Raw genomic sequence first — 17,973 nt, forward strand, 5'->3', positions numbered from 1 at the left:
GGCTCAGGCCATCACCTTAGCCATCACGTCCTTCATGCCGCCGCTGTCGCGCGTCAGCCATTCCGGCACGGGCAGGTTCTTCGAGCGCAGGAACTCGGGGTTGAACAGCTTCGACTGATAGCGCGTGCCGTAATCGGCGAGGATGGTTACGATCGTGTGGCCCGGCCCCATCTCCTTGGCCAACCGGATCGCGCCGGCGACGTTGATGCCGGAGGAGCCGCCGAGGCAGAGCCCCTCATGCTCCAGCAGGTCGAAGACGAGAGGTACCGCCTCCTCGTCCGGGATCTGGAAGGAGAGGTCGATCGGTGCGCCTTCGAGATTCGCCGTGATGCGGCCCTGGCCGATGCCTTCGGTGATCGAGGAGCCTTCGGCCTTGAGCTCGCCGGTCGTGTAGAAGGAGTGCAGCGCCGCGCCCATCGGGTCCGCGAGCGCGATCCTGACCTTCGGGTTGAAGCCCTTCAGCGCGATGGCGACGCCGGCGAGCGTGCCGCCGGAGCCGACGGCGCAGGTGAAGCCGTCGACCTTGCCTTCGGTCTGGTGCCAGATCTCCGGCCCGGTCGTCTCGATATGGCCCTGGCGGTTGGCGGTGTTGTCGAACTGGTTGGCCCAGATCGCGCCGTTCGGCTCGCTCTTGGCCAGCTCTTCGGCGAGCCGGCCCGAGACCTTCACATAGTTGTTCGGGTTGACGTAGCCGACCGCGGGTACCTCGACCAGGGTCGCGCCGCAGAGCCGCAGCATGTCCTTCTTTTCTTGGCTCTGCGTTTCCGGGATGACGATGACGCAGCGATAGCCGAGCGCATTGCCAACCAGCGCCAGCCCGATGCCGGTATTGCCCGCCGTGCCCTCGACGATGACGCCGCCCGGTTTGAGCAGGCCCTTCTGCTCGGCGTCGCGGATGATGGCGAGCGCGGCGCGGTCCTTGACCGACTGGCCCGGGTTCATGAACTCCGCCTTGCCGAGGATGGTGCAGCCGGTCGCGTCCGAGGCGTGCTTCAGCTTGATCAAGGGCGTATTGCCGATGGCCTCGATGACGCTGGGGCGGATACTCATGTCGAAATTTCCCTGTTTCGTCCCAACCTGATAGGCGAAAGCTCCGAAGAGGTCACCAGCAAGGCACGCATGCCCCTCGCGAAGAATATTCCGGCCAATGATATGCTCGCCATGAACGAGACCCTGACCATCACCCGGCTCGGCCAGCGTGGCGACGGCATCGCCGAGACACCGGCGGGGCAGGTCTTCGTGCCCTATGCGCTGCCGGGCGAGACCGTGCGCGCGGTCCGCGATGGCGAGCGGGCGCAACTGGTCGAGATCCTCGCGCCGGCGGAGTCGCGCGTGGCGGCGATCTGCCCGCTCTTCACCCGCTGCGGCGGCTGCGCGGCGCAGCACATGGCTGATGCCTTCTACCGGGACTGGAAGCGCCAGCAGGTCGTGACCGCGCTGGCGCGCGCCGGCATCGAGGCTCCCGTCGCCGAGATCGTCGATGCGCATGGCGCTGGGCGCCGCCGCGTCACCTTCCATGCCCGCTTCGAGGGCGGCGGCATGCTGGTCGGCTTCATGGCGGCGCGCAGCCATGGCCTCATCGCCGTCGAGACCTGCCCGGTCCTGGCGCCCGGTCTGGAGCGGGCGCCCGCCGTCGCACAGATGCTGGCCAACCGCATGGCCTCCTCCAACAAGCCGCTCGACCTGCAGATCACCGCATCGGACGCGGGGCTCGACGTCGATATCCGCGGCCATGGCCCGGCCGGCGACAAGCTGCGCCTCGCCCTGACGCAAACCGCCGAGCGGCTCGATCTTGCGCGCCTCGCCATGCATGGCGAGATCATCGTCGAGCGCCGCCCGCCCTTGCAGCTCATGGGCAAGGCCCATGTCGCCCCGGCGCCCGGCGGCTTCCTGCAGGCGACGGCGGAAGGCGAGGAGCGCATCGCCGCGCTGGTCTCGGCCGCGATCCCCAAGGCCAAGCGCGTCGCCGATCTCTTCGCCGGCTGCGGCCCGTTCAGCTTCCGGCTGGCCGAGCGCATGCAGGTCCATGCCGTCGAGGGCGAGAAGGCGGCGATCCTGTCGCTGCTCAGGGCGGCCGGTGCGACGCAGGGGCTCAAGCCCATCAGCGCCGAGCAGCGCGACCTCTTCCGCCGGCCGCTGCTGGAGCATGAGCTGAACGGCTTCGACGCCGTCATCCTCGACCCGCCCCGCGCCGGCGCGGAGGCGCAGGTGAAGCGCATCGCCGCCTCGAAGCTCGCGACGGTCGTCTACGTCTCCTGCGACGTTGGCTCCTTCGCGCGCGACGCGGCGCTTCTGATCGCTGGCGGATATGCGCTGGAGGGCGTCACGCCTGTCGATCAGTTCCGCTATTCCGCCCATATCGAACTGGTCGGCGTTTTCAGGCGCGGCAAGACCAGGAAGTGATTGCCGGAGGCATAATGAGCGCCGATATCCTCGACCGTATCGCGGCCATCATCGGCGCGAAGAACATCGTCACCAATGCCGACGACATGGTGCCCTACCTGAAGGAATGGCGCGATCTCTTCCGCGGCAAGGCGCGCGCCGTGATCCGCCCGGGCTCGACCGCGGAGGTCGCCGAACTGGTCAAGCTCGCGGCCGAGACTGGCACGCCTCTGGTGCCGCAGGGCGGCAATACCGGCCTGGTCGGCGGCCAGATCCCGATAGCGGAGGGGCGCGAGCTCATCCTGTCGCTGCAGCGGCTCGACAAGATCCGCATGGTCGATGTCGAGGGCGACACGCTGATCGTCGAGGCCGGCGTCACGCTCCAGCGCGCGCAGGAGGCGGCGGAGGCCGCCGGCCGGCTCTTCCCGCTCTCGCTCGCCTCGGAGGGCACCTGCACGATCGGCGGCAATCTCGCGACCAATGCCGGCGGCACCGCCGTGATCGCCTATGGCAATGCCCGCGAGCTCTGCCTCGGGCTCGAAGTTGTGCTGCCCGATGGCCGGATCTGGAATGGCCTGCGCCAGCTGCGCAAGGATAATACCGGCTACGACCTCAAGAACCTCTTCATCGGCGCCGAGGGCACGCTCGGCATCATCACCGCCGCCGTGCTGAAGCTCTTCCCCCTGCCGGCGGCGCGCGCCACCGCCTTCCTCGCCCTGCCCGGGCCGGAGGAGGCGCTGGCCCTGCTCAACGCGGCCAAGGCGAGCGCTGGCGGCACGCTCACCACCTTCGAGCTGATGCCGCGCGTCGGCCTCGAATTCGTGCTGCGGCACGCGCCGGGCACGCGCGACCCGCTCTCCGAGCCTTCGCCCTGGTACGTGCTGATGGAGGTCTCGGCGCAGTCTGCCTCCGGGCTCGACGAGGCGCTCGAAGCCTTCCTTGGCGACGCGCTGGAGAAGGAGCTGATCACCGACGCGGCGCTTGCCGGCTCATTGGAGCAGCGCAACGCGTTCTGGAAGCTGCGCGAGATGCTCTCCGAGGTGCAGCGCTTCGAGGGCGGCTCGATCAAGCACGACATCTCGGTGCCGGTGCACGCGACGCCGGAGTTCCTGGCGCGGGCCATCGCCAAGGTCGAGGAGATGATCCCCGGCTGCCGCCCGGTGCCCTTCGGCCATCTCGGCGACGGCAACATCCATTTCAACGTCAGCCAGCCCATCGGCGCCGACAAGGAGGCCTTCATCGCGCGCTGGGACGAGGTCAACCACGAGGTCCACGCCATCGTCGCCGACATGCACGGCTCGATCTCGGCCGAGCACGGCATCGGCCGCCTCAAGCGCTATCTGCTGCCCGGCGTGAAGGACCCGGTCGAACTCGACCTGATGCGCACGCTCAAGGCGACGCTCGACCCGAAGGGCATCTTCAACCCCGGCGCGGTGCTGTAGGGCAGCTTCCCCCAGCCCCCCATCCTTCGAGACGCGCTTCGCACTCCTCAGGATGAGGGCTGAGCTTCTTTCAGCGGCTTCGGTGGGAGTTCCAACAGTTCGGGTTGATTTCCAACTTATTTGTTGGAATTTCCAATTGTGCTACAGTTCCAACAGTTGGATGCGAATCCTTTTCCAACTGTTGGAACTCGATAATGCAGCCGCTCAACAACGACCAGCGCCGCGAGACGGTGAACACGCGCCAGCGCTATGAGGCGTTCCGCGCGGCGAAGGCTCGGATCGACGGCTATCGCGGTTCGATGGTGTGGTCGCCGACCAAGGGTACCGATTATCTGCTGCGCAGCGCCTATGACGAGCCGGGACGGCGGCGCCAGAAATCGCTCGGGCCACGCTCGGCCGAGACGGAGCGGGTCAAGCAGGAGTTCGACATCGGCCGTGAGGAGGCGAAGCAGCGCTTTGAGGCAGCCAAGGCTGTGCTCGAGCGCCAGGGCGCCGTCAACCGGGCGCTCGGGCTCGGCCGCGTGCCGCTGACGGGAGCGCGGATCATCCGCCAGCTCGACGATGTCGGCCTGCTCGGCAAGGGCCTGCGTGTCGTCGGCACCCACGCGATCTACGCCTATGAGGCGGTGGCTGGCCTTTTCGCCGACCCCGAGGTGACGACGACCGAGGATATCGACCTGCTCTACGATGCCCGCCGCGAGCTGGGCTTCATCGCGCAGGGTGAGATCGCGGAAGCAGGGCTGATCGGCCTGCTCAAGCGCGTCGACCGCAGCTTCGAGCGCACGCGCCAGGATTTCCGCGCCGTCAACCAGGACGGCTATCTGGTCGACCTGATCAGGCCGGATGCCAAGCCGCCCTGGAAGGAGGTGCGCGAGAGCCTGGCCGATGCGCCGGGTGACCTCGCCGCCGTTGCGATCGAGGGGCTGGAATGGCTCGAGAACGCGGCGTCCTTCGAGGCGGTGGCGATCGACGAGAGAGGCATGCCGCTGCGTCTCATTGCTGTCGATCCGCGCGTCTTCGCCGCCCATAAGCTCTGGGTCGCGCAGCAGCCGAGCCGCGACCCGGTCAAGCGCGCGCGGGACAGGGCGCAGGCTCAGGCCGTCGCTCGCCTCGTCTCGACGGAACTGCCGCACCTGCGCTTCGACGGACCGGAGCTGAGGATGCTGCCGAAAGCCGTATTCGAGGCGGCGCGGCCGCTCTTCGAGGCGGCGTTGCGGCCTGGTTGATTTATTGTCTGCACAGCCGCCTCACGGCGTCGCGACATAGCCGTCGCGGCGCGGATCGGCCGCGCCGGTCAGGCGCCCGGTAGCGGGGTCGACCGCCACGGCCTGCATGCCGCCGACCCGCATGGTCCAGCCGACATCGAATGGCTTGATGTCATGGCCGAGCTGCCTGAGCTGCGCGATCGTCTCCGGCGCGATCCGGTCTTCGACCTCGATCGCGGTTCCGTCCCAGAGCCGGGCGCGCGGCGCCTCGATCGCCTCCTGCAGCGGCAGGCCGAAATCGAGATGCTGCACCAGGGCCTGCGCCTGCGTTTGCATGATGCCGTAACTGCCGGGCGTCCCGAGCGCGAGCACCGGCTTGCCGTCGCGGGTCGAGAGGCTCGGCGACATGCACATCGGCAGCGCGGAGCCGGGCTGCGAGCGGTTCGGGCTACTGGGCTGGACGTCGGCCCAGTACAGGAAGTTGTTGAGGCACAAGCCCGTGCCGGGCACGACGACGGCGCTGCCGAACGGGCTGCCGATGCTCTGCGTCACGCAGATCAGGTTGCCCTCGCGGTCGGCGATCGAGAACGAGGTCGTGTGCGCCGGGTCTTCGCCCGCAGCTGCTTCCGCCATCCATTGCTCGGTCGGCGCCTCGATCGGCCGGCTGTCGCGCAGGCGGGCCCGGAGCTTCCCGACTGATGCATCGCAGAGGAGCTCAGTGAGCGCCTCCGGGTTCGGATTGTTATGCGCGATGCGGAGGCCGGCTGCGAGCCGGATGGCGCGGTAGACGATGTCGAGATGCTCGGCGCCGTTGCGCTCCAGCCCGGCGAGGTCGAAGCCCTCGAGGATGCGCAGGGTCAGCAGGAACTGGAAGCCCTCGCAGGGCGGCGGCGGCACATGGACGAGCCGGCCGCGATAGCTCACGGCAAGCGGCTCGCGCCAGCGCGGCGCGACCCTGGCGAGGTCGGCCATGGTGAGCGTGCCGCCCAGCGCCTTGAGATGCGCCGTCACCGTCTCGCCGAGCGCGCCGCGATAGAGATGGTCCGGCCCCTTGGCGGCGATCTCCCTCAGCGTCCCCGCAAGCTCGGGCTGGCGCAGGATGTGCCCGAGCTCGAAGGGCTCGCTGCTATCGCGCAGGTAGTTCTTCGCCCAGTGCTCGTAGAGCTCCGGCCGCTCGCGCAGCAGCGGCTCCTGCTCGTTGAACTCGGTGACGCCGAATTCGGCGACCGGGAAGCCGTCTTCGGCGAGCGCGATGGCGGGCGCGAAGATCTGGTCCAGCGATGCCTTGCCATAGGCGCGGTTGAGCTCGCACCAGCCGGCGAGGTTGCCGGGCGGAGCGACGGCGAGCGCACCGCGCTCGAGGTCGGAGCGCTGGCTGAAGCGCTCCAGCGGAAAGCTCTCGGGGACGTCAGGCACGAAGTCGAGCACGCGCACGCGCTTCTCAGCCGCGACCCACATCGTCGCGGAGCCCATGCCGGCGAGGCTCGACATGAACGGCTCGACCACGTTCAGCGCCGCGGCCGTCGCTCCGGCCGCATCGAAGGCGTTGCCGCCATTCGCAAGCACCCGCGCCCCGGCCTGCGCCGCCAGCGGATGCGCCGCGGCGACCATGCCGTGGAGGGAACTGATCGTCGGGCGGGGGCCATGCATCGGCTTATCCTTCGGCGGGTCAGAGCATGATGCCGAAAAGGGAGCACCGGTTTTCGGCTGACATCATGCTCAGCACTTTGATGAGAGCTGAGGCAGAGTAGGCGCAGCGCCATCGCTTCCGCTAGAACAGGCTGCCCTGCGTATCGTCGCTGCCGCCCCGCCGGGAACGCATGGCTGGCGCCGCGGCGGTCTTGCTCCGGGCTGCGGCCGCGGCATCGAACGGCTCCTGCACCTCCGGCCCGTCATTGGCGACCTTGTTCACTGCCGGGCTGACCGCGAGCATCTCCAGCAGGTCGTCCGGCGGCGGCTTCAGCAGCGAGCCGATGGCGTTGGGCGTCGCGGCCGGGTCGAGCCAGGCGTCGTATTGCGCGGGGTCGAGAATCACCGGGCAGCGATGGTGCACCGCCGACATCAGGCCGTTGGCCGGGCCGGTGACCATCGCGACCGTGTCGATCTCCGAGCCGTCCTGCGAATGCCAGGTCTCCCACAACGCCGCGAAGGCGAAGAGGCCGCGGTCGGGCCGGCGGAAGAGATAGGGCTGCACGTCCTTGCCGGAGCGCTGCCATTCGTAGAAGCCGTCGACCGGCATCAGGCAGCGCCTTCGCGTCAGCGCGGCGCGGAAGGAGGGTTTTTCGGCGGCGCTCTCGCTGCGGATATTGATGACGAGCGGGAAGTCCCTGGGATCCTTGACCCAGCCGGGGATGAAGCCCCAGCGCATCAGCATGAACTGCCTGGCGCCCTCGTGCAGCCGCACCACCGGCACCGGCTGCGTCGGTGCGATGTTGTAGCGCGGCGGAAAGTTCGGCTGCTCGGGATATTCGAGCAACTCGCGCATGGCTTGCGGCGGCAGGGTGATGGCGTATCGACCACACATGATGTGCAGGGTGTGCCAAATGCCACTGGACAAGAGCAAGACTTTATTGTGGTTTGCGCGGCATAGTCGCCGCCGTTCCAGAGGCCTCCCGATGACCGTGCCCCGCGATGACAGCGCCGCCATGGCGGCGGATGAGCGCTTGGCTGCCGAGAGGCCGCACCTCTCCACCGACTATCTCAACCGCTACGGCGAAGCGCTGATGCTGATCGAGATGGCGCAGATGGATCCCGACATCGTCGACGAACTGCGCGACTGGCGGCCGGTGGGCTATCGCGAGCATTTCCGGGCCTCGCAATTGCGCGGCGCCCCCACTGCGCTCGCTGCCTACGATGCGCTCGCGCCCGGCCAGAGGCGCGCCTTCGAGGATGTCTGCCAGACGATGAACCGGCTGATCAAGACGGTGATCGCGCTGCTCGACGATGACGACTATAGCGGCGACATCCCGGCGGTGATCGACGTCGCGAGCGGCTCGCTACGCAGCCTGATCAGCCGTGCCACGCAGTTCATCAACGCTAACGGCCGCATCGACATCACCGAATTTGCGCCACGCGCGCTGCAGGAGGACATCGACACGATGTTCCTGCACTAAAACGCCGTCACTGCGAGCGTAGCCCGCCGATCAGGAACTCGCGATTGCCGTCGCCGCCCTCGATCGGGGAGGGAATCGGGCCGCTCACGCTGAAGCCGAGCCCGGCCAGGGTCTCGACGATCTCCGCGCAGACGCGCTCATGCACCGCCTCGTCCCGCACCACGCCCTTCTTGAGCGCGGCGCGCCCCGCTTCGAATTGCGGCTTGATCAGCGCGGCGATGACCGCTTCCGGCGCCAGCAGCCGGGCTGCGGCCGGCAGGACGAGCTTCAGCGAAATGAAGCTGACATCGATCGCCGCCAGCGCCGGCGCCTCCGCGAGAGCTAGCGTCCGGATGTCTTGCGCCTCCAGGCTGGTGACTCGGCGGTTCGCGCGCAGGCTGGCATGGAGCTGGTCGCGGCCGACATCGACGGCGTAGACATGAGCCGCGCCGCGCTTCAGCAGCACGTCGGTGAAGCCGCCGGTCGAGGCGCCGATGTCGATGCAGGTCCTGCCGGCGGGATCGAAGCCGAACGCGTCGAGCGCCGCGGCGAGCTTGAGCCCGCCGCGCGAGACGTAAGGGTGCGGCGCCTCGGCAATGATTTTCGCATTGCCGGCGAGCATCTCCGAGGCCTTGCGGACAACTGCGCCATTGGCGCTGACGAGCCCCGCCGCGATGGCGGCCTGCGCCCGCGCCCGGCTCTCGAACAGGCCGCGTTCGACGAGGAGCTGGTCTGCCCGGCTCTTCATTGGGGAAGGGCGGTCAGGCCCGCTTGGCGGCGGTGGTGGAACCCAGTGCGCCCTCGACCGTGCGCACGATGCCGGCCGCATCCAGCCCGGCGGCGGCGTACATCGCGTCCAGCTTGTCATGGTCCTGGTAGAGGTCGGGCAGGGTCAGCGTGCGGATCTTGAGGCCGCTGTCGAGCAGGCCGGTGCGCGCCAGCAGGTGCAGCACATGGCTGCCGAAGCCGCCGACCGAGCCTTCCTCGACGGTGACGAGAACCTCGTGCTCGCGGGCGAGGCGCAGGATCAGCTCCTCGTCGAGCGGCTTGGCGAAGCGCGCATCGGCGACCGTGGTCGAAAGCCCGCGCTGGCCGAGCAGCTCGGCGGCGGCGAGGCATTCGGCGAGGCGCGTGCCGAGCGAGAGCAGCGCCACCTGGGTGCCCTCGCGCACGATCCGGCCCTTGCCGATCTCCAGCGGGATGCCGTGCTGGGGTATCTCGACGCCGACGCCCTCGCCGCGTGGATAGCGGAAGGCGATCGGCCCGTCGTCGTAGGCGGCCGCGGTCGCGACCATGTGGGTCAGCTCGGCCTCGTCGGCCGCCGCCATCACCACCATGTCGGGCAGGCAGGTGAGATAGGCGATGTCATAGGCGCCGGCATGGGTCGCGCCATCGGCACCGACGAGCCCGGCGCGGTCCAGCGCGAAGCGCACCGGCAGCTTCTGCAGGGCGACGTCGTGCACGACCTGATCATAGGCGCGCTGCAGGAAGGTCGAGTAGATCGCGCAGAACGGCTTGAAGCCTTCAGTGGCGAGGCCGGCTGCGAAAGTCACCGCATGCTGCTCGGCGATGCCGACGTCGAAGGTCCGGCCCGGGAATTCCTTGCCGAAGGCGTCGAGCCCGGTGCCCGACGGCATCGCGGCGGTGATCGCGACGATCTTCTCGTCCTCGCGCGCCGCCTTGATCAGGGCGTTGGCGAAGACGTTGGTGTAGCTCGGCGCGTTCGCCGGCGCCTTGGCCTGCTGGCCGGTGACCGGGTCGAACTTGACGACGCCATGGTACTTGTCGGCGCTGGCCTCGGCCGGGCCGTAGCCCTTGCCCTTCTGCGTCACGACATGGACGAGGATCGGCCCCGATTCGGCGTCGCGGACATTGCGCAGCACCGGCAGCAGATGGTCGAGGTTATGCCCGTCGATCGGCCCGACATAGTAGAAGCCGAGCTCCTCGAACAGCGTGCCGCCGGTCCAGAAGCCGCGCGCGAACTCCTCGGTGCGCTTGGCCTTCTCGTGGAAGAAGCGCGGCAGCCTTTCGGCGAGGTATTTCGCGACCTCGCGCAGCGAGCGGTAGGTCCGGCCCGAGACCAGCCTGGCAAGATAGGCCGACATCGCCCCAACCGGCGGGGCGATCGACATGTCGTTGTCGTTGAGGATGACGATCAGCCGCGAGCCGAGCGCGCCGGCATTGTTCATCGCCTCATAGGCCATGCCGGCCGACATCGCGCCGTCGCCGATCACGGCGATGACGTTGTTCGGCCTCTCGGCGAGGTCGCGGCCGACGGCCATGCCGAGCCCGGCCGAGATCGAGGTCGAGGAATGGGCGGCGCCGAACGGGTCGTACTCGCTCTCGGCCCGCTTGGTGAAGCCGGAGAGCCCGCCGGGCTGGCGCAAGGTGCGGATGCGCTCGCGCCGTCCGGTCAGGATCTTGTGGGGATAGGCCTGGTGGCCGACATCCCAGATCAGCCGGTCGCCCGGGGTGTCGAAGACATGGTGCAGAGCCACGGTCAATTCGACCACGCCGAGCCCCGCGCCGAGATGGCCGCCGGTGACGGAGACGGCGTCGATCGTTTCAGTGCGCAACTCGTCGGCGAGTTGGCGCAGCTGTGCGTCGTCGAGCCGGCGCAGGTCGGCCGGGGTCGAGACCAGGTCGAGGAGGGGGGTGGCGGGACGGGGCACGATCTCGGCGATGCGTTTCTTCAAGCTGATCAACCTCGAATAAAGCCTGCGCAGCGCGCTGGCAAACCATAGCGATGTCGCATGGTTAGGAGGCAGGAATCGGGTGGGGCCGTGCAGGAACTCATGAGACGGTCCGGGCAAGCTCCAGATCACGGATCGGAATCATGCCCTCACCCCAGCTTTTCGCCCTGCTCCTCACCGGAATCGTCGCGCAATTCGCCGATAAGCTCGCGCTCGACACGATCACGCTCGCCGCAACCCAGGCGGGTGCGACGCCGCGCCTCGTCGGCCTTCTGGTCGCGGCGCAATCGGCCGCCTGGCTCCTGGTCTCGCTGCCGGCCGGCGTGCTGGCCGACCGGATCGCGCCGCGCCGGCTGATTCTCGTCGGCGGTGTGCTGATGGCCACGGGCTCGCTGACCGGCGCGACTTTGCTCGGCGCCGGCCATATCGGCTGGGCGCTGGCGCTCTCGGCCTTCATCGCGGCGGCCGGGCCGGTCGTGGTCGCGCTCTCGATCTTCGTGCTGCTGCCGCGCATCGTGCCGATTACCGAACTGCCCCGCGCCAATGGCAGGCTCGAGCTCGGCCGCGCCTGCCTGAGCCTGGCCTCGCCGCTGATCGCCGGCTGGGCCGTGGCGCATGGCGTGGGTTCGCTCGGGCTCGGCATCTGCGCCGGCGCCGGCCTGTTCCTGCTGATCGCGGCCCAGCGCCTGCCGGCGGACCGCCCGGCCGCGCCGCCGCGCCAGAAACTGCACCGCGCCATTGCCGAGGGCGGCGCCTTCGTCCTGCGTCACCCCTACCTCCGCCCGATCGCGCTTTGCGCCATCGGCTGGAACCTCGCCTTCTTCGCCTTCATGGCGCTGTTTGCGCCCTATGCCGCGCGCATCCTGCTGCTGAACCCGGAGACGATCGGCCTGGCCTCCTCGGTCTATGGCGCCGGCCTCGTGCTCGGCGCGCTCAGCGGCCCGACGCTGATCGCGCGCCTGCCGACCGGAATGCTGCTCGTCTTCGGCCCGGCCGTCTCGCTGCTTGGCGCAGGGATGCTGGCGCTCGCCCCGCCTGAGCTCGGTGCCCCGGCTCTGGCCATCGCCTTCTTCCTGTTCGGCTTCGGCCCGATCCTCTGGTTCATCGTCCAGACCAGTCTGCGCCAGGCGGTGACGCCGCAGCCCCTGCTCGGCCGCGTCAGTGCGACCCTGACCACGGCGATGTACGGCATGCGCCCGCTCGGCGCGCTGGCCGGCGGCCTCGCCGGCGAATGGCTGGGCTTGCAGGCCGCGATGCTGCTGCCGGTCGCGCTCTTCGCGCTCTCGACGCTGGCGATCCTGGCCTCGCCGATGCCGGGGCTAAAGGCAATGCCGGAGGGGGAGCTCAGCCTTCAGGCGGTATAGGCACGCAGGAGGAAGAGCTGTTTGGTCTCAATGCCGCCCACACCCCGATGATTCGAGATCAGCGCAGGTGCCTCAATCGGCGTTTGCGATGGCCCGCGCGGTACCAGGCCGCGCCACGGCCCAAAAGACCAAGCCGACCGAAGCGCCTAACAGTCCTGCCAACGCGGACGCAACCAGAGTGGACCCGCTTGCAAGGCCAAAACTTGGCAGCCCGAGCGATGGAAGAACTAACAAGATGACGATTGCGGTTGCGACGAAGCCGGAACCGACAAAATAGCCGACGCTGAGGCGCTGCCATCGTGCCAAAAGCTTATAGACAGGCAGTCCGATGATCAATTGAAGGAAGTAGAACGCCAAGCAGAACGCAAAGAAAATTACAAACTCTTTGTAGTCTGGTCTGTTCTTGACGACAAACCAAGTGGCGACAAAGGCGGCCAGTAGAGGGGCGGCAAGAAAGGCAAGCAGCCGGCGCATATGTTCAACCTTCAGGCAGCGGAATGAACTCGCTCTCGTCGCCGGGCACGGTGTCGAAGCGGCCGCTCTTCCATTCGTCCTTGGCCTGGTCGATGCGCTCCTTCGAGGAGGAGACGAAGTTCCACCAGATGTGGCGCGGCCCGTCCATCGGCTCGCCGCCGACCAGCATCAGCCGGGTCTGGTCGAGCGCGAGGATCGAGATGCGGTCGCCCGGCTTGAAGATCAGCAACTGCCCGGCGCCGAACTCGTCGCCGGCAATGTCGACCTTGCCCGTGACGATATAGACCGCGCGCTCGTCATAGTCGGGGTCGAGCGGCAGGATCGAGCCGGGCGAGAGCACGGCTTCGGCATAGAGCGTGTCCCACGGGAACTTCACCGGCGAGGTCTCGCCATAGGCCGAACCCATGATCAGGCTGATGCGCTTGCCCTCGCCGACGATGCGCGGCAGCTCCGGCGCGGCGTGGTGGATGAATTCCGGCGCGATCTCCTCGTGGCTCTTCGGCAAGGCGAGCCAGGTCTGGATGCCGTAGAGCTTCGGCGCCTTGAGCCGCTCCTCGGGCGCGGTGCGCTCGGAATGGACGATGCCGCGCCCGGCCGTCATCAGGTTGACCGCGCCGGGGCGGATCGGCAGCGCCGTGCCGAGCGAGTCGCGGTGCATGATCTCGCCGTCGAAGAGGTAGGTTACGGTCGAGAGCCCGATATGCGGGTGCGGGCGCACGTCGATGCCCTCGCCGAGCAGGAACTCGGCCGGCCCCATCTGGTCGAAGAAGATGAAGGGGCCGACCATCTTGCGCCCGATCGAGGGCAGCGCCCGCCTGACCGAGAAGCCGCCGAGGTCGCGTGCCCGCGAGACGATGACCTGCTCGAGCGCCTGGCAGGAAAGGGCGTCGCCCGGGATCGGGTCGTGGTCGGGCAGCTGGGACATGACGGCACTCCTTGCGCTGTGGCCTGAGCCTTACCGGAAGCGCGTGGCTGGGCAAGCGCGGGTTTGCCGGGCGGGCCTGCCCCGGTGAGAGGATATGTCGCTCGACAGGCAGGCTCGATGAAATTATCTATAAAATATGACCACGAACAAAGCCGACACGCTCGCGATCCGGATCAGCCGCGTTTTGGCCGAGCGGATCATTTCCGGCGCGCTCGAGCCGGGCGCGCGGCTGCGGCAGGACCATGTCGCGGCGGAGTTCGGCGCGAGTCATGTCCCGGTGCGCGAGGCCTTCCAGCGCCTGGAGGCGCAGGGTCTGGCGATCAGCGAGCCGCGCCGGGGCGTGCGCGTCGCCGCCTTTGATCTGCGCGAGGTCCGCGAGGTCGCGGAGATGCGCGCGGCGCTGGAGGCCCTGGCACTGCGTCACGCCGCGCCGCACCTGACCAGGGCGATTCTCGACCAGGCCGAGGAGGCCACGCGTGCCGGCGAGAAATCGCCGGATGTCCGGGCCTGGGAGGAGGTGAATCGGCGCTTCCACCGCCTGATTCTCACGCCCTGCGCCATGCCGCGCCTGCTCGCCTCGATCGACGATCTGCACGCCGCCAGCGCCCGCTTCCTGTTCTCGGCTTGGCGGGCGGAATGGGAGGCGCCGACCGAGCATGACCACCACGCGATTCTGGCCGCCCTGCGCGGAGGCCAGACCGAGGCGGCCGTGACGATCCTCGCGCGCCATGTCCAGTGGATCGGCCGTCGCCCGGTGACGACCGCTTCCGGCGCCACGCGCGAGGCCTTCGCCATCGTCGGCTGAGACGCCAGCCGCGACAAGCGGCTTGCAATCTCCCGCATTCTGTGGACTCGATCATAGATCGCAGATGAAAATTATCTATAATTTATGACGGAGATCGACATGAACGATATCAGCTACGCCCCGGTGCGCCCGGGCTTCAGCCCGCTCGCCCTCGCCAACCGCTCTTTGCCGATGCAGGTGGCGGCCGTGCTGCTCGGAACGCTTGTCCTGGCTCTGGCATCGCGGCTCAGCGTGCCGATGGTGCCGGTGCCGATGACCATGCAGACGCTGGCGGTGACGCTCATCGGCGCCTTCTATGGCTGGCGGCTGGGCGTTCTCACCATCGTCGCCTGGCTGCTCGAAGGTGCGGCCGGATTGCCGGTGCTGTCGAACGGGGCGTCGGGACTGGCCTATATGATGGGGCCGACCGGCGGCTATCTCGTCGCCTTCCCGTTCGCCGCTGCGCTGGTCGGCTGGCTGGCCGAGCGCGGCTGGAACGGCAGCAGCTTGCCGCGCGCCTTTGCCGCGATGCTGCTCGGCAACCTCGTCTGCCTCGCATTCGGTGCGGCGTGGCTGGCAACGCTCATCGGTGTCGAGCGGGCGCTGCTTGCCGGCGTCGTGCCCTTCATCCTGGGAGCCATCGTGAAATCGGCGCTCGGCGCGGCGGTCCTCAGGGCCTTCAGCCGGCCGCTTCCCGGCGCCGATCGGGCGTGACGTCGATCCCGGTCTCGGGCTGTCCGTCGCACGTCGCCTGGCATCGGCGCAGCGACCGCGATGCGGCGGTCCGGCATGTCGCGCGACTGATCGAGGCAATGTTGGGAGGGCCGGCCGAGCTCGGTTAGCCGCGCCGGGAGATTACTTGTCGACGTCGAGCGGCGCTGTCCCCGTCGGCCTGCCGTCGGCACTGAGGGTGATCTTCTCGATGCGCGCCTCGGCCTGCTTCAGCAGGGCGTCGCAACGCGCCTTCAGCGCCTCGCCGCGGGTGTAGATGTCGATCGATTCCTCGAGCGGCACGTCGCCGCGCTCGAGCCGGGCGACGATCGCCTCAAGCTGCTTCAGCGCCTCCTCGAAGGGCAGGGCAACGATGTCGGAATTGGTCTTGGCGTCGGTCAAGGTCGGCGATTCCCGTTGGGCTATCCTTATCGGCTCTGACCCGGTTCGCCGCAACCCCGCATCACACCGGCAGCGCCGAGGTCTTCTTGATCGTGCGCAGGGTCAGCGTCGACTGCACGCGCGTCACGCCGGGCAGCTGCGTGATGATGTCGGTGTGGATGCGCTCGAAATCGGCGCTGTCGCGATAAATCACCCGCATCAGGTAGTCATGCGCGCCGGCGAGCAGGTGGCATTCGAGGATCTCGGGCAGGTTCTGCACCGCCTGCTCGAAGCTTTCCAGCGAGGCGCGGCCCTGCTGGTCGAGCGTGACGAAGACGAAGGCCGTGCCGGGGAAGCCGGCGATCTTGTCGTCGAGCATCATCGCGTAGCCGCGGATCAGCCCGCTCTCCTCCAGCTGCCTGACGCGGCGCAGGCAGGCGGAGGGCGAGAGGTGCACCTTCTCGGCCAGGTCGGAATTGGTGATGCGGCCATCGTTCTGCAGGATGCGCAGGATGGTGCGGTCGCGGGAATCGAGTTCGATGGTCATGGCAGTTCGTGCCCAGCGGAAGTTGGCGATGGATCGTCGCAAATTCCGCCAAGTGCAAGCAATATTCTGCACCGATTATGCGCGGATGCGCTGATATACACGTCAACAACCGAGCATGATGCCGAAAAGTGCGAAGCGGTTTTCGGACGACGTCATGCTCTAACTCTCTGCTGGGAGACGGATTCAGACTTCGGGTGGGACCGTAAGGCGGACCCATCCGAAGTCATCCGGCTCTTGTGAGGCTGCACAAAACTACCGCTCGGCCGCACCCATGGCGCGGCCGCCGACGCGCAGGCCCGGCGCCGGCCGTTCGGCGATGACCTCGCGGCGATAGCGGAACAGCGCGGCGGGGCGTCCGGCGGTGCGGGTCATGGTTCCGGTCGGCTCGACCAGCGCGGCGCTCTCGACCAGCCGCCGGAAATTCTGCTTGTGCACGTGCCGGCCCGAGATCGCCTCGACCGTGTTCTGCAGGGCGGTGAGGGTGAAGGCGTCCGGCATCAGCTCGAACACGACCGGGCGGTATTTCAGCTTGGCGCGGAGCCGGCCGATCGCGGTGGCGAGGATGCGGCGATGGTCGAAGCGCATCGGCTGGCCCAGCGTCGGCGCATGGTCGAGCGCGTCGGGACGCCGGTCGCGCAGCGCCTCATAGGCGAGCCCGGCATCGTAGAGCAGCTCGTAGCGCTCCAGCGTCTTCTCCTCGTCCCAGGGGGCGCCGCCGGCGCCGAAGCAGGTCGCCAGCCGCTGCTGGCGCGAGAGCGGGCGCCGGTCCTGCTCGGCCCGCTCGGCCTCGCTGTCATCCGCCCATTCCTGCAGCAGCGGCAGGATCGTCGTGTCGAGCACGGCGGGGCGCCCGGCGCGCCAGTCCTCCCAGGGGAAGAAGCCGTACCAGGGCCGGAAGGCCGCGTGCGCTGCGAGCGTCGGTGCCCGCGTCAGCGCGAGATAGCCGACCGAGACGACATGCGGCCCGGTATCGCGGATCTCGGCCTGCCGGCCGCGGTCGCCGAAGGTGTAGAGCTGCTCGACATAGCCGAGCGAGAGCGCCGTCTGCTCCGCCACCCAGTCGCGCAGGCCGATCTCGAAGGTGCGGTGCTTCAGCGGGTCGAACGGGCCGTAGGGCAGGCCGGGCGTGGCGTCGCCATCATCGGTCTCGGCCGTCAGGATATGCGGCTGCCCGCCGCTGAAGGCGACGATGGCGGCGGCGAGGCCGATTTCGATGGCAGGGGGAGTCAGATTGCGCGGCATGGCCGGCACGATGCCGCAAGCGCAGCCAGGTCTCAATCAGGATCGGCTCTCAATCAGGATCGGCTCTCAATCAGGATCGGCTCTCAATCAGGATTGGCTCTCAATCGAGATCGACCCGGAAGGGCGCGCCCTCGAACGCATCCGCGCCACGGCCGATGCCCTCGATCGCCCGGTTCATCCGCCCGCCGCGCCGCAGCATCTGGTCGGCCAGCGCCACGAGCCGCGCATTCGGCGTCGCCGAGGGCGAGGCGGCGCGCAGGGCCAGCGCGATGGCCTGCTCGTCGCGCTCCGGTCGCAGCGCGCAGGCGGCGATATAGGCTGCGGCCGTCGAGCGGCTGATCCCGGCCCAGCAATGGATCACGATCGGCGCAGCCCGGTCCCAGCCGCGCATGAAATGCAGGAAGCGCTCGACATGCTCCTCGCCGGGCAGGATGTGCCCGTCCATCGGCGCGGTGATGTCGGACATGCCGATGAACAGGTGCCGCTCGGCGCTGATGCCGGGCGGGCGCTCGACCACCGTGTTGACGTTGATCAGCGTCACGACATGGCTGGCGCCAACGGCGGCGACCGTCTCGTGCAGCTTCGACAGGGAGGAGACATGGAGCGTCGGCATGGCGAACCGCTTGGCAGATTCCGGCTCTGAGCGCGAGTCGGTGGTGATGATAGCGCCGAATGAAGCATGGCCAAGAAGTGGGGCATGGCCAAGGCCGTTGAAATGTTTACAACTAAAC

The 17,973-nt window shown here is 68.4% G+C and carries 18 protein-coding genes; 7 read left to right on the forward strand and 11 right to left on the reverse strand.

All coding sequences use genetic code 11. The features are described from left to right. Positions 1-3 precede the first annotated feature (3 nt). Positions 4-1,050 carry a cysteine synthase A gene (locus DWF00_RS04650; RefSeq protein WP_114831914.1) on the reverse strand — a complete coding sequence of 349 codons (1,047 nt, stop codon included), beginning with the start codon at positions 1,048-1,050 and terminating at the stop codon, positions 4-6. 111 nt (positions 1,051-1,161) lie between these two features. On the opposite strand from DWF00_RS04650, the gene DWF00_RS04655 reads away from it, so the two are divergent. From DWF00_RS04655 to DWF00_RS04665, 3 genes are all read left to right on the forward strand, one after another. Continuing rightward, entirely contained in the window at positions 1,162-2,403 is a 1,242-nt protein-coding gene (locus DWF00_RS04655; protein WP_114831965.1) for a class I SAM-dependent RNA methyltransferase, read from the forward strand. A gap of 14 nt (positions 2,404-2,417) precedes the next feature. Beyond that, entirely contained in the window at positions 2,418-3,824 is a 1,407-nt protein-coding gene (locus DWF00_RS04660; RefSeq protein ID WP_114831915.1) for an FAD-binding oxidoreductase, read from the forward strand. A gap of 194 nt (positions 3,825-4,018) precedes the next feature. Then, positions 4,019-5,050, forward strand: coding sequence for a GSU2403 family nucleotidyltransferase fold protein (locus DWF00_RS04665; RefSeq protein WP_114831916.1), 1,032 nt, complete (start codon positions 4,019-4,021; stop codon positions 5,048-5,050). Between the two features lie 21 nt (positions 5,051-5,071). Here the strand turns inward: DWF00_RS04665 and DWF00_RS04670 are convergent, their stop codons facing one another. Both DWF00_RS04670 and DWF00_RS04675 read right to left on the reverse strand, forming a co-directional pair. Then, positions 5,072-6,679, reverse strand: coding sequence for a gamma-glutamyltransferase family protein (locus DWF00_RS04670; RefSeq protein ID WP_114831917.1), 1,608 nt, complete (start codon positions 6,677-6,679; stop codon positions 5,072-5,074). A 121-nt stretch (positions 6,680-6,800) separates the two neighbouring features. Then, the gene (locus DWF00_RS04675) at positions 6,801-7,592 is read right to left on the reverse strand and encodes an SOS response-associated peptidase (protein ID WP_342769080.1); all 792 of its coding nucleotides are present in this window, start codon (positions 7,590-7,592) and stop codon (positions 6,801-6,803) included. Positions 7,593-7,644: 52 nt separating this feature from the next. On the opposite strand from DWF00_RS04675, the gene DWF00_RS04680 reads away from it, so the two are divergent. After that, positions 7,645-8,142 (forward strand): hypothetical protein, encoded by a 498-nt coding sequence (locus DWF00_RS04680; RefSeq protein WP_114831919.1) that lies wholly within the window; start codon positions 7,645-7,647, stop codon positions 8,140-8,142. A gap of 7 nt (positions 8,143-8,149) precedes the next feature. Here the strand turns inward: DWF00_RS04680 and DWF00_RS04685 are convergent, their stop codons facing one another. Together DWF00_RS04685 and dxs are read right to left on the reverse strand one after the other, a co-directional pair. Beyond that, positions 8,150-8,869, reverse strand: a complete 720-nt coding sequence (locus DWF00_RS04685; RefSeq protein ID WP_114831920.1) for a TlyA family RNA methyltransferase — start codon at positions 8,867-8,869, stop codon at positions 8,150-8,152. Between the two features lie 13 nt (positions 8,870-8,882). Next, positions 8,883-10,793 (reverse strand): 1-deoxy-D-xylulose-5-phosphate synthase, encoded by a 1,911-nt coding sequence (gene dxs / locus DWF00_RS04690; protein WP_114831966.1) that lies wholly within the window; start codon positions 10,791-10,793, stop codon positions 8,883-8,885. A gap of 164 nt (positions 10,794-10,957) precedes the next feature. Here dxs and DWF00_RS04695 point away from each other — a divergent pair, with 164 nt between their 5' ends. Continuing rightward, positions 10,958-12,178, forward strand: coding sequence for an MFS transporter (locus DWF00_RS04695; RefSeq protein WP_114831921.1), 1,221 nt, complete (start codon positions 10,958-10,960; stop codon positions 12,176-12,178). 72 nt (positions 12,179-12,250) lie between these two features. Here DWF00_RS04695 and DWF00_RS04700 read toward each other — a convergent pair whose 3' ends face one another. Both DWF00_RS04700 and DWF00_RS04705 read right to left on the reverse strand, forming a co-directional pair. Next, positions 12,251-12,652 (reverse strand): hypothetical protein, encoded by a 402-nt coding sequence (locus DWF00_RS04700; RefSeq protein WP_114831922.1) that lies wholly within the window; start codon positions 12,650-12,652, stop codon positions 12,251-12,253. Between the two features lie 4 nt (positions 12,653-12,656). Beyond that, the gene (locus DWF00_RS04705) at positions 12,657-13,577 is read right to left on the reverse strand and encodes a pirin family protein (RefSeq protein ID WP_114831923.1); all 921 of its coding nucleotides are present in this window, start codon (positions 13,575-13,577) and stop codon (positions 12,657-12,659) included. 136 nt (positions 13,578-13,713) lie between these two features. Here DWF00_RS04705 and DWF00_RS04710 point away from each other — a divergent pair, with 136 nt between their 5' ends. Both DWF00_RS04710 and DWF00_RS04715 read left to right on the forward strand, forming a co-directional pair. Continuing rightward, entirely contained in the window at positions 13,714-14,382 is a 669-nt protein-coding gene (locus tag DWF00_RS04710) for a GntR family transcriptional regulator (protein ID WP_114831924.1), read from the forward strand. 99 nt (positions 14,383-14,481) lie between these two features. After that, positions 14,482-15,075 carry a biotin transporter BioY gene (locus DWF00_RS04715; protein WP_114831967.1) on the forward strand — a complete coding sequence of 198 codons (594 nt, stop codon included), beginning with the start codon at positions 14,482-14,484 and terminating at the stop codon, positions 15,073-15,075. A 141-nt stretch (positions 15,076-15,216) separates the two neighbouring features. Here DWF00_RS04715 and DWF00_RS04720 read toward each other — a convergent pair whose 3' ends face one another. The 4 genes from DWF00_RS04720 to DWF00_RS04735 form a co-directional block, all read right to left on the reverse strand. Next, positions 15,217-15,474: an exodeoxyribonuclease VII small subunit gene (locus tag DWF00_RS04720; RefSeq protein WP_114831925.1), complete on the reverse strand. Its 258-nt coding sequence runs from the start codon at positions 15,472-15,474 to the stop codon at positions 15,217-15,219. A gap of 61 nt (positions 15,475-15,535) precedes the next feature. Next, positions 15,536-16,000 carry an Lrp/AsnC family transcriptional regulator gene (locus DWF00_RS04725; protein ID WP_114831926.1) on the reverse strand — a complete coding sequence of 155 codons (465 nt, stop codon included), beginning with the start codon at positions 15,998-16,000 and terminating at the stop codon, positions 15,536-15,538. Positions 16,001-16,252: 252 nt separating this feature from the next. After that, positions 16,253-17,242, reverse strand: coding sequence for an NUDIX hydrolase (locus tag DWF00_RS04730; protein ID WP_114831927.1), 990 nt, complete (start codon positions 17,240-17,242; stop codon positions 16,253-16,255). Between the two features lie 100 nt (positions 17,243-17,342). Next, positions 17,343-17,855 carry a tyrosine phosphatase family protein gene (locus tag DWF00_RS04735; protein ID WP_114831928.1) on the reverse strand — a complete coding sequence of 171 codons (513 nt, stop codon included), beginning with the start codon at positions 17,853-17,855 and terminating at the stop codon, positions 17,343-17,345. Positions 17,856-17,973 lie beyond the last annotated feature (118 nt).

It is taken from the genome of Allobosea caraganae (assembly GCF_003351345.1).
Taxonomy (GTDB): Bacteria; Pseudomonadota; Alphaproteobacteria; order Rhizobiales; family Beijerinckiaceae; genus Allobosea; species Allobosea caraganae.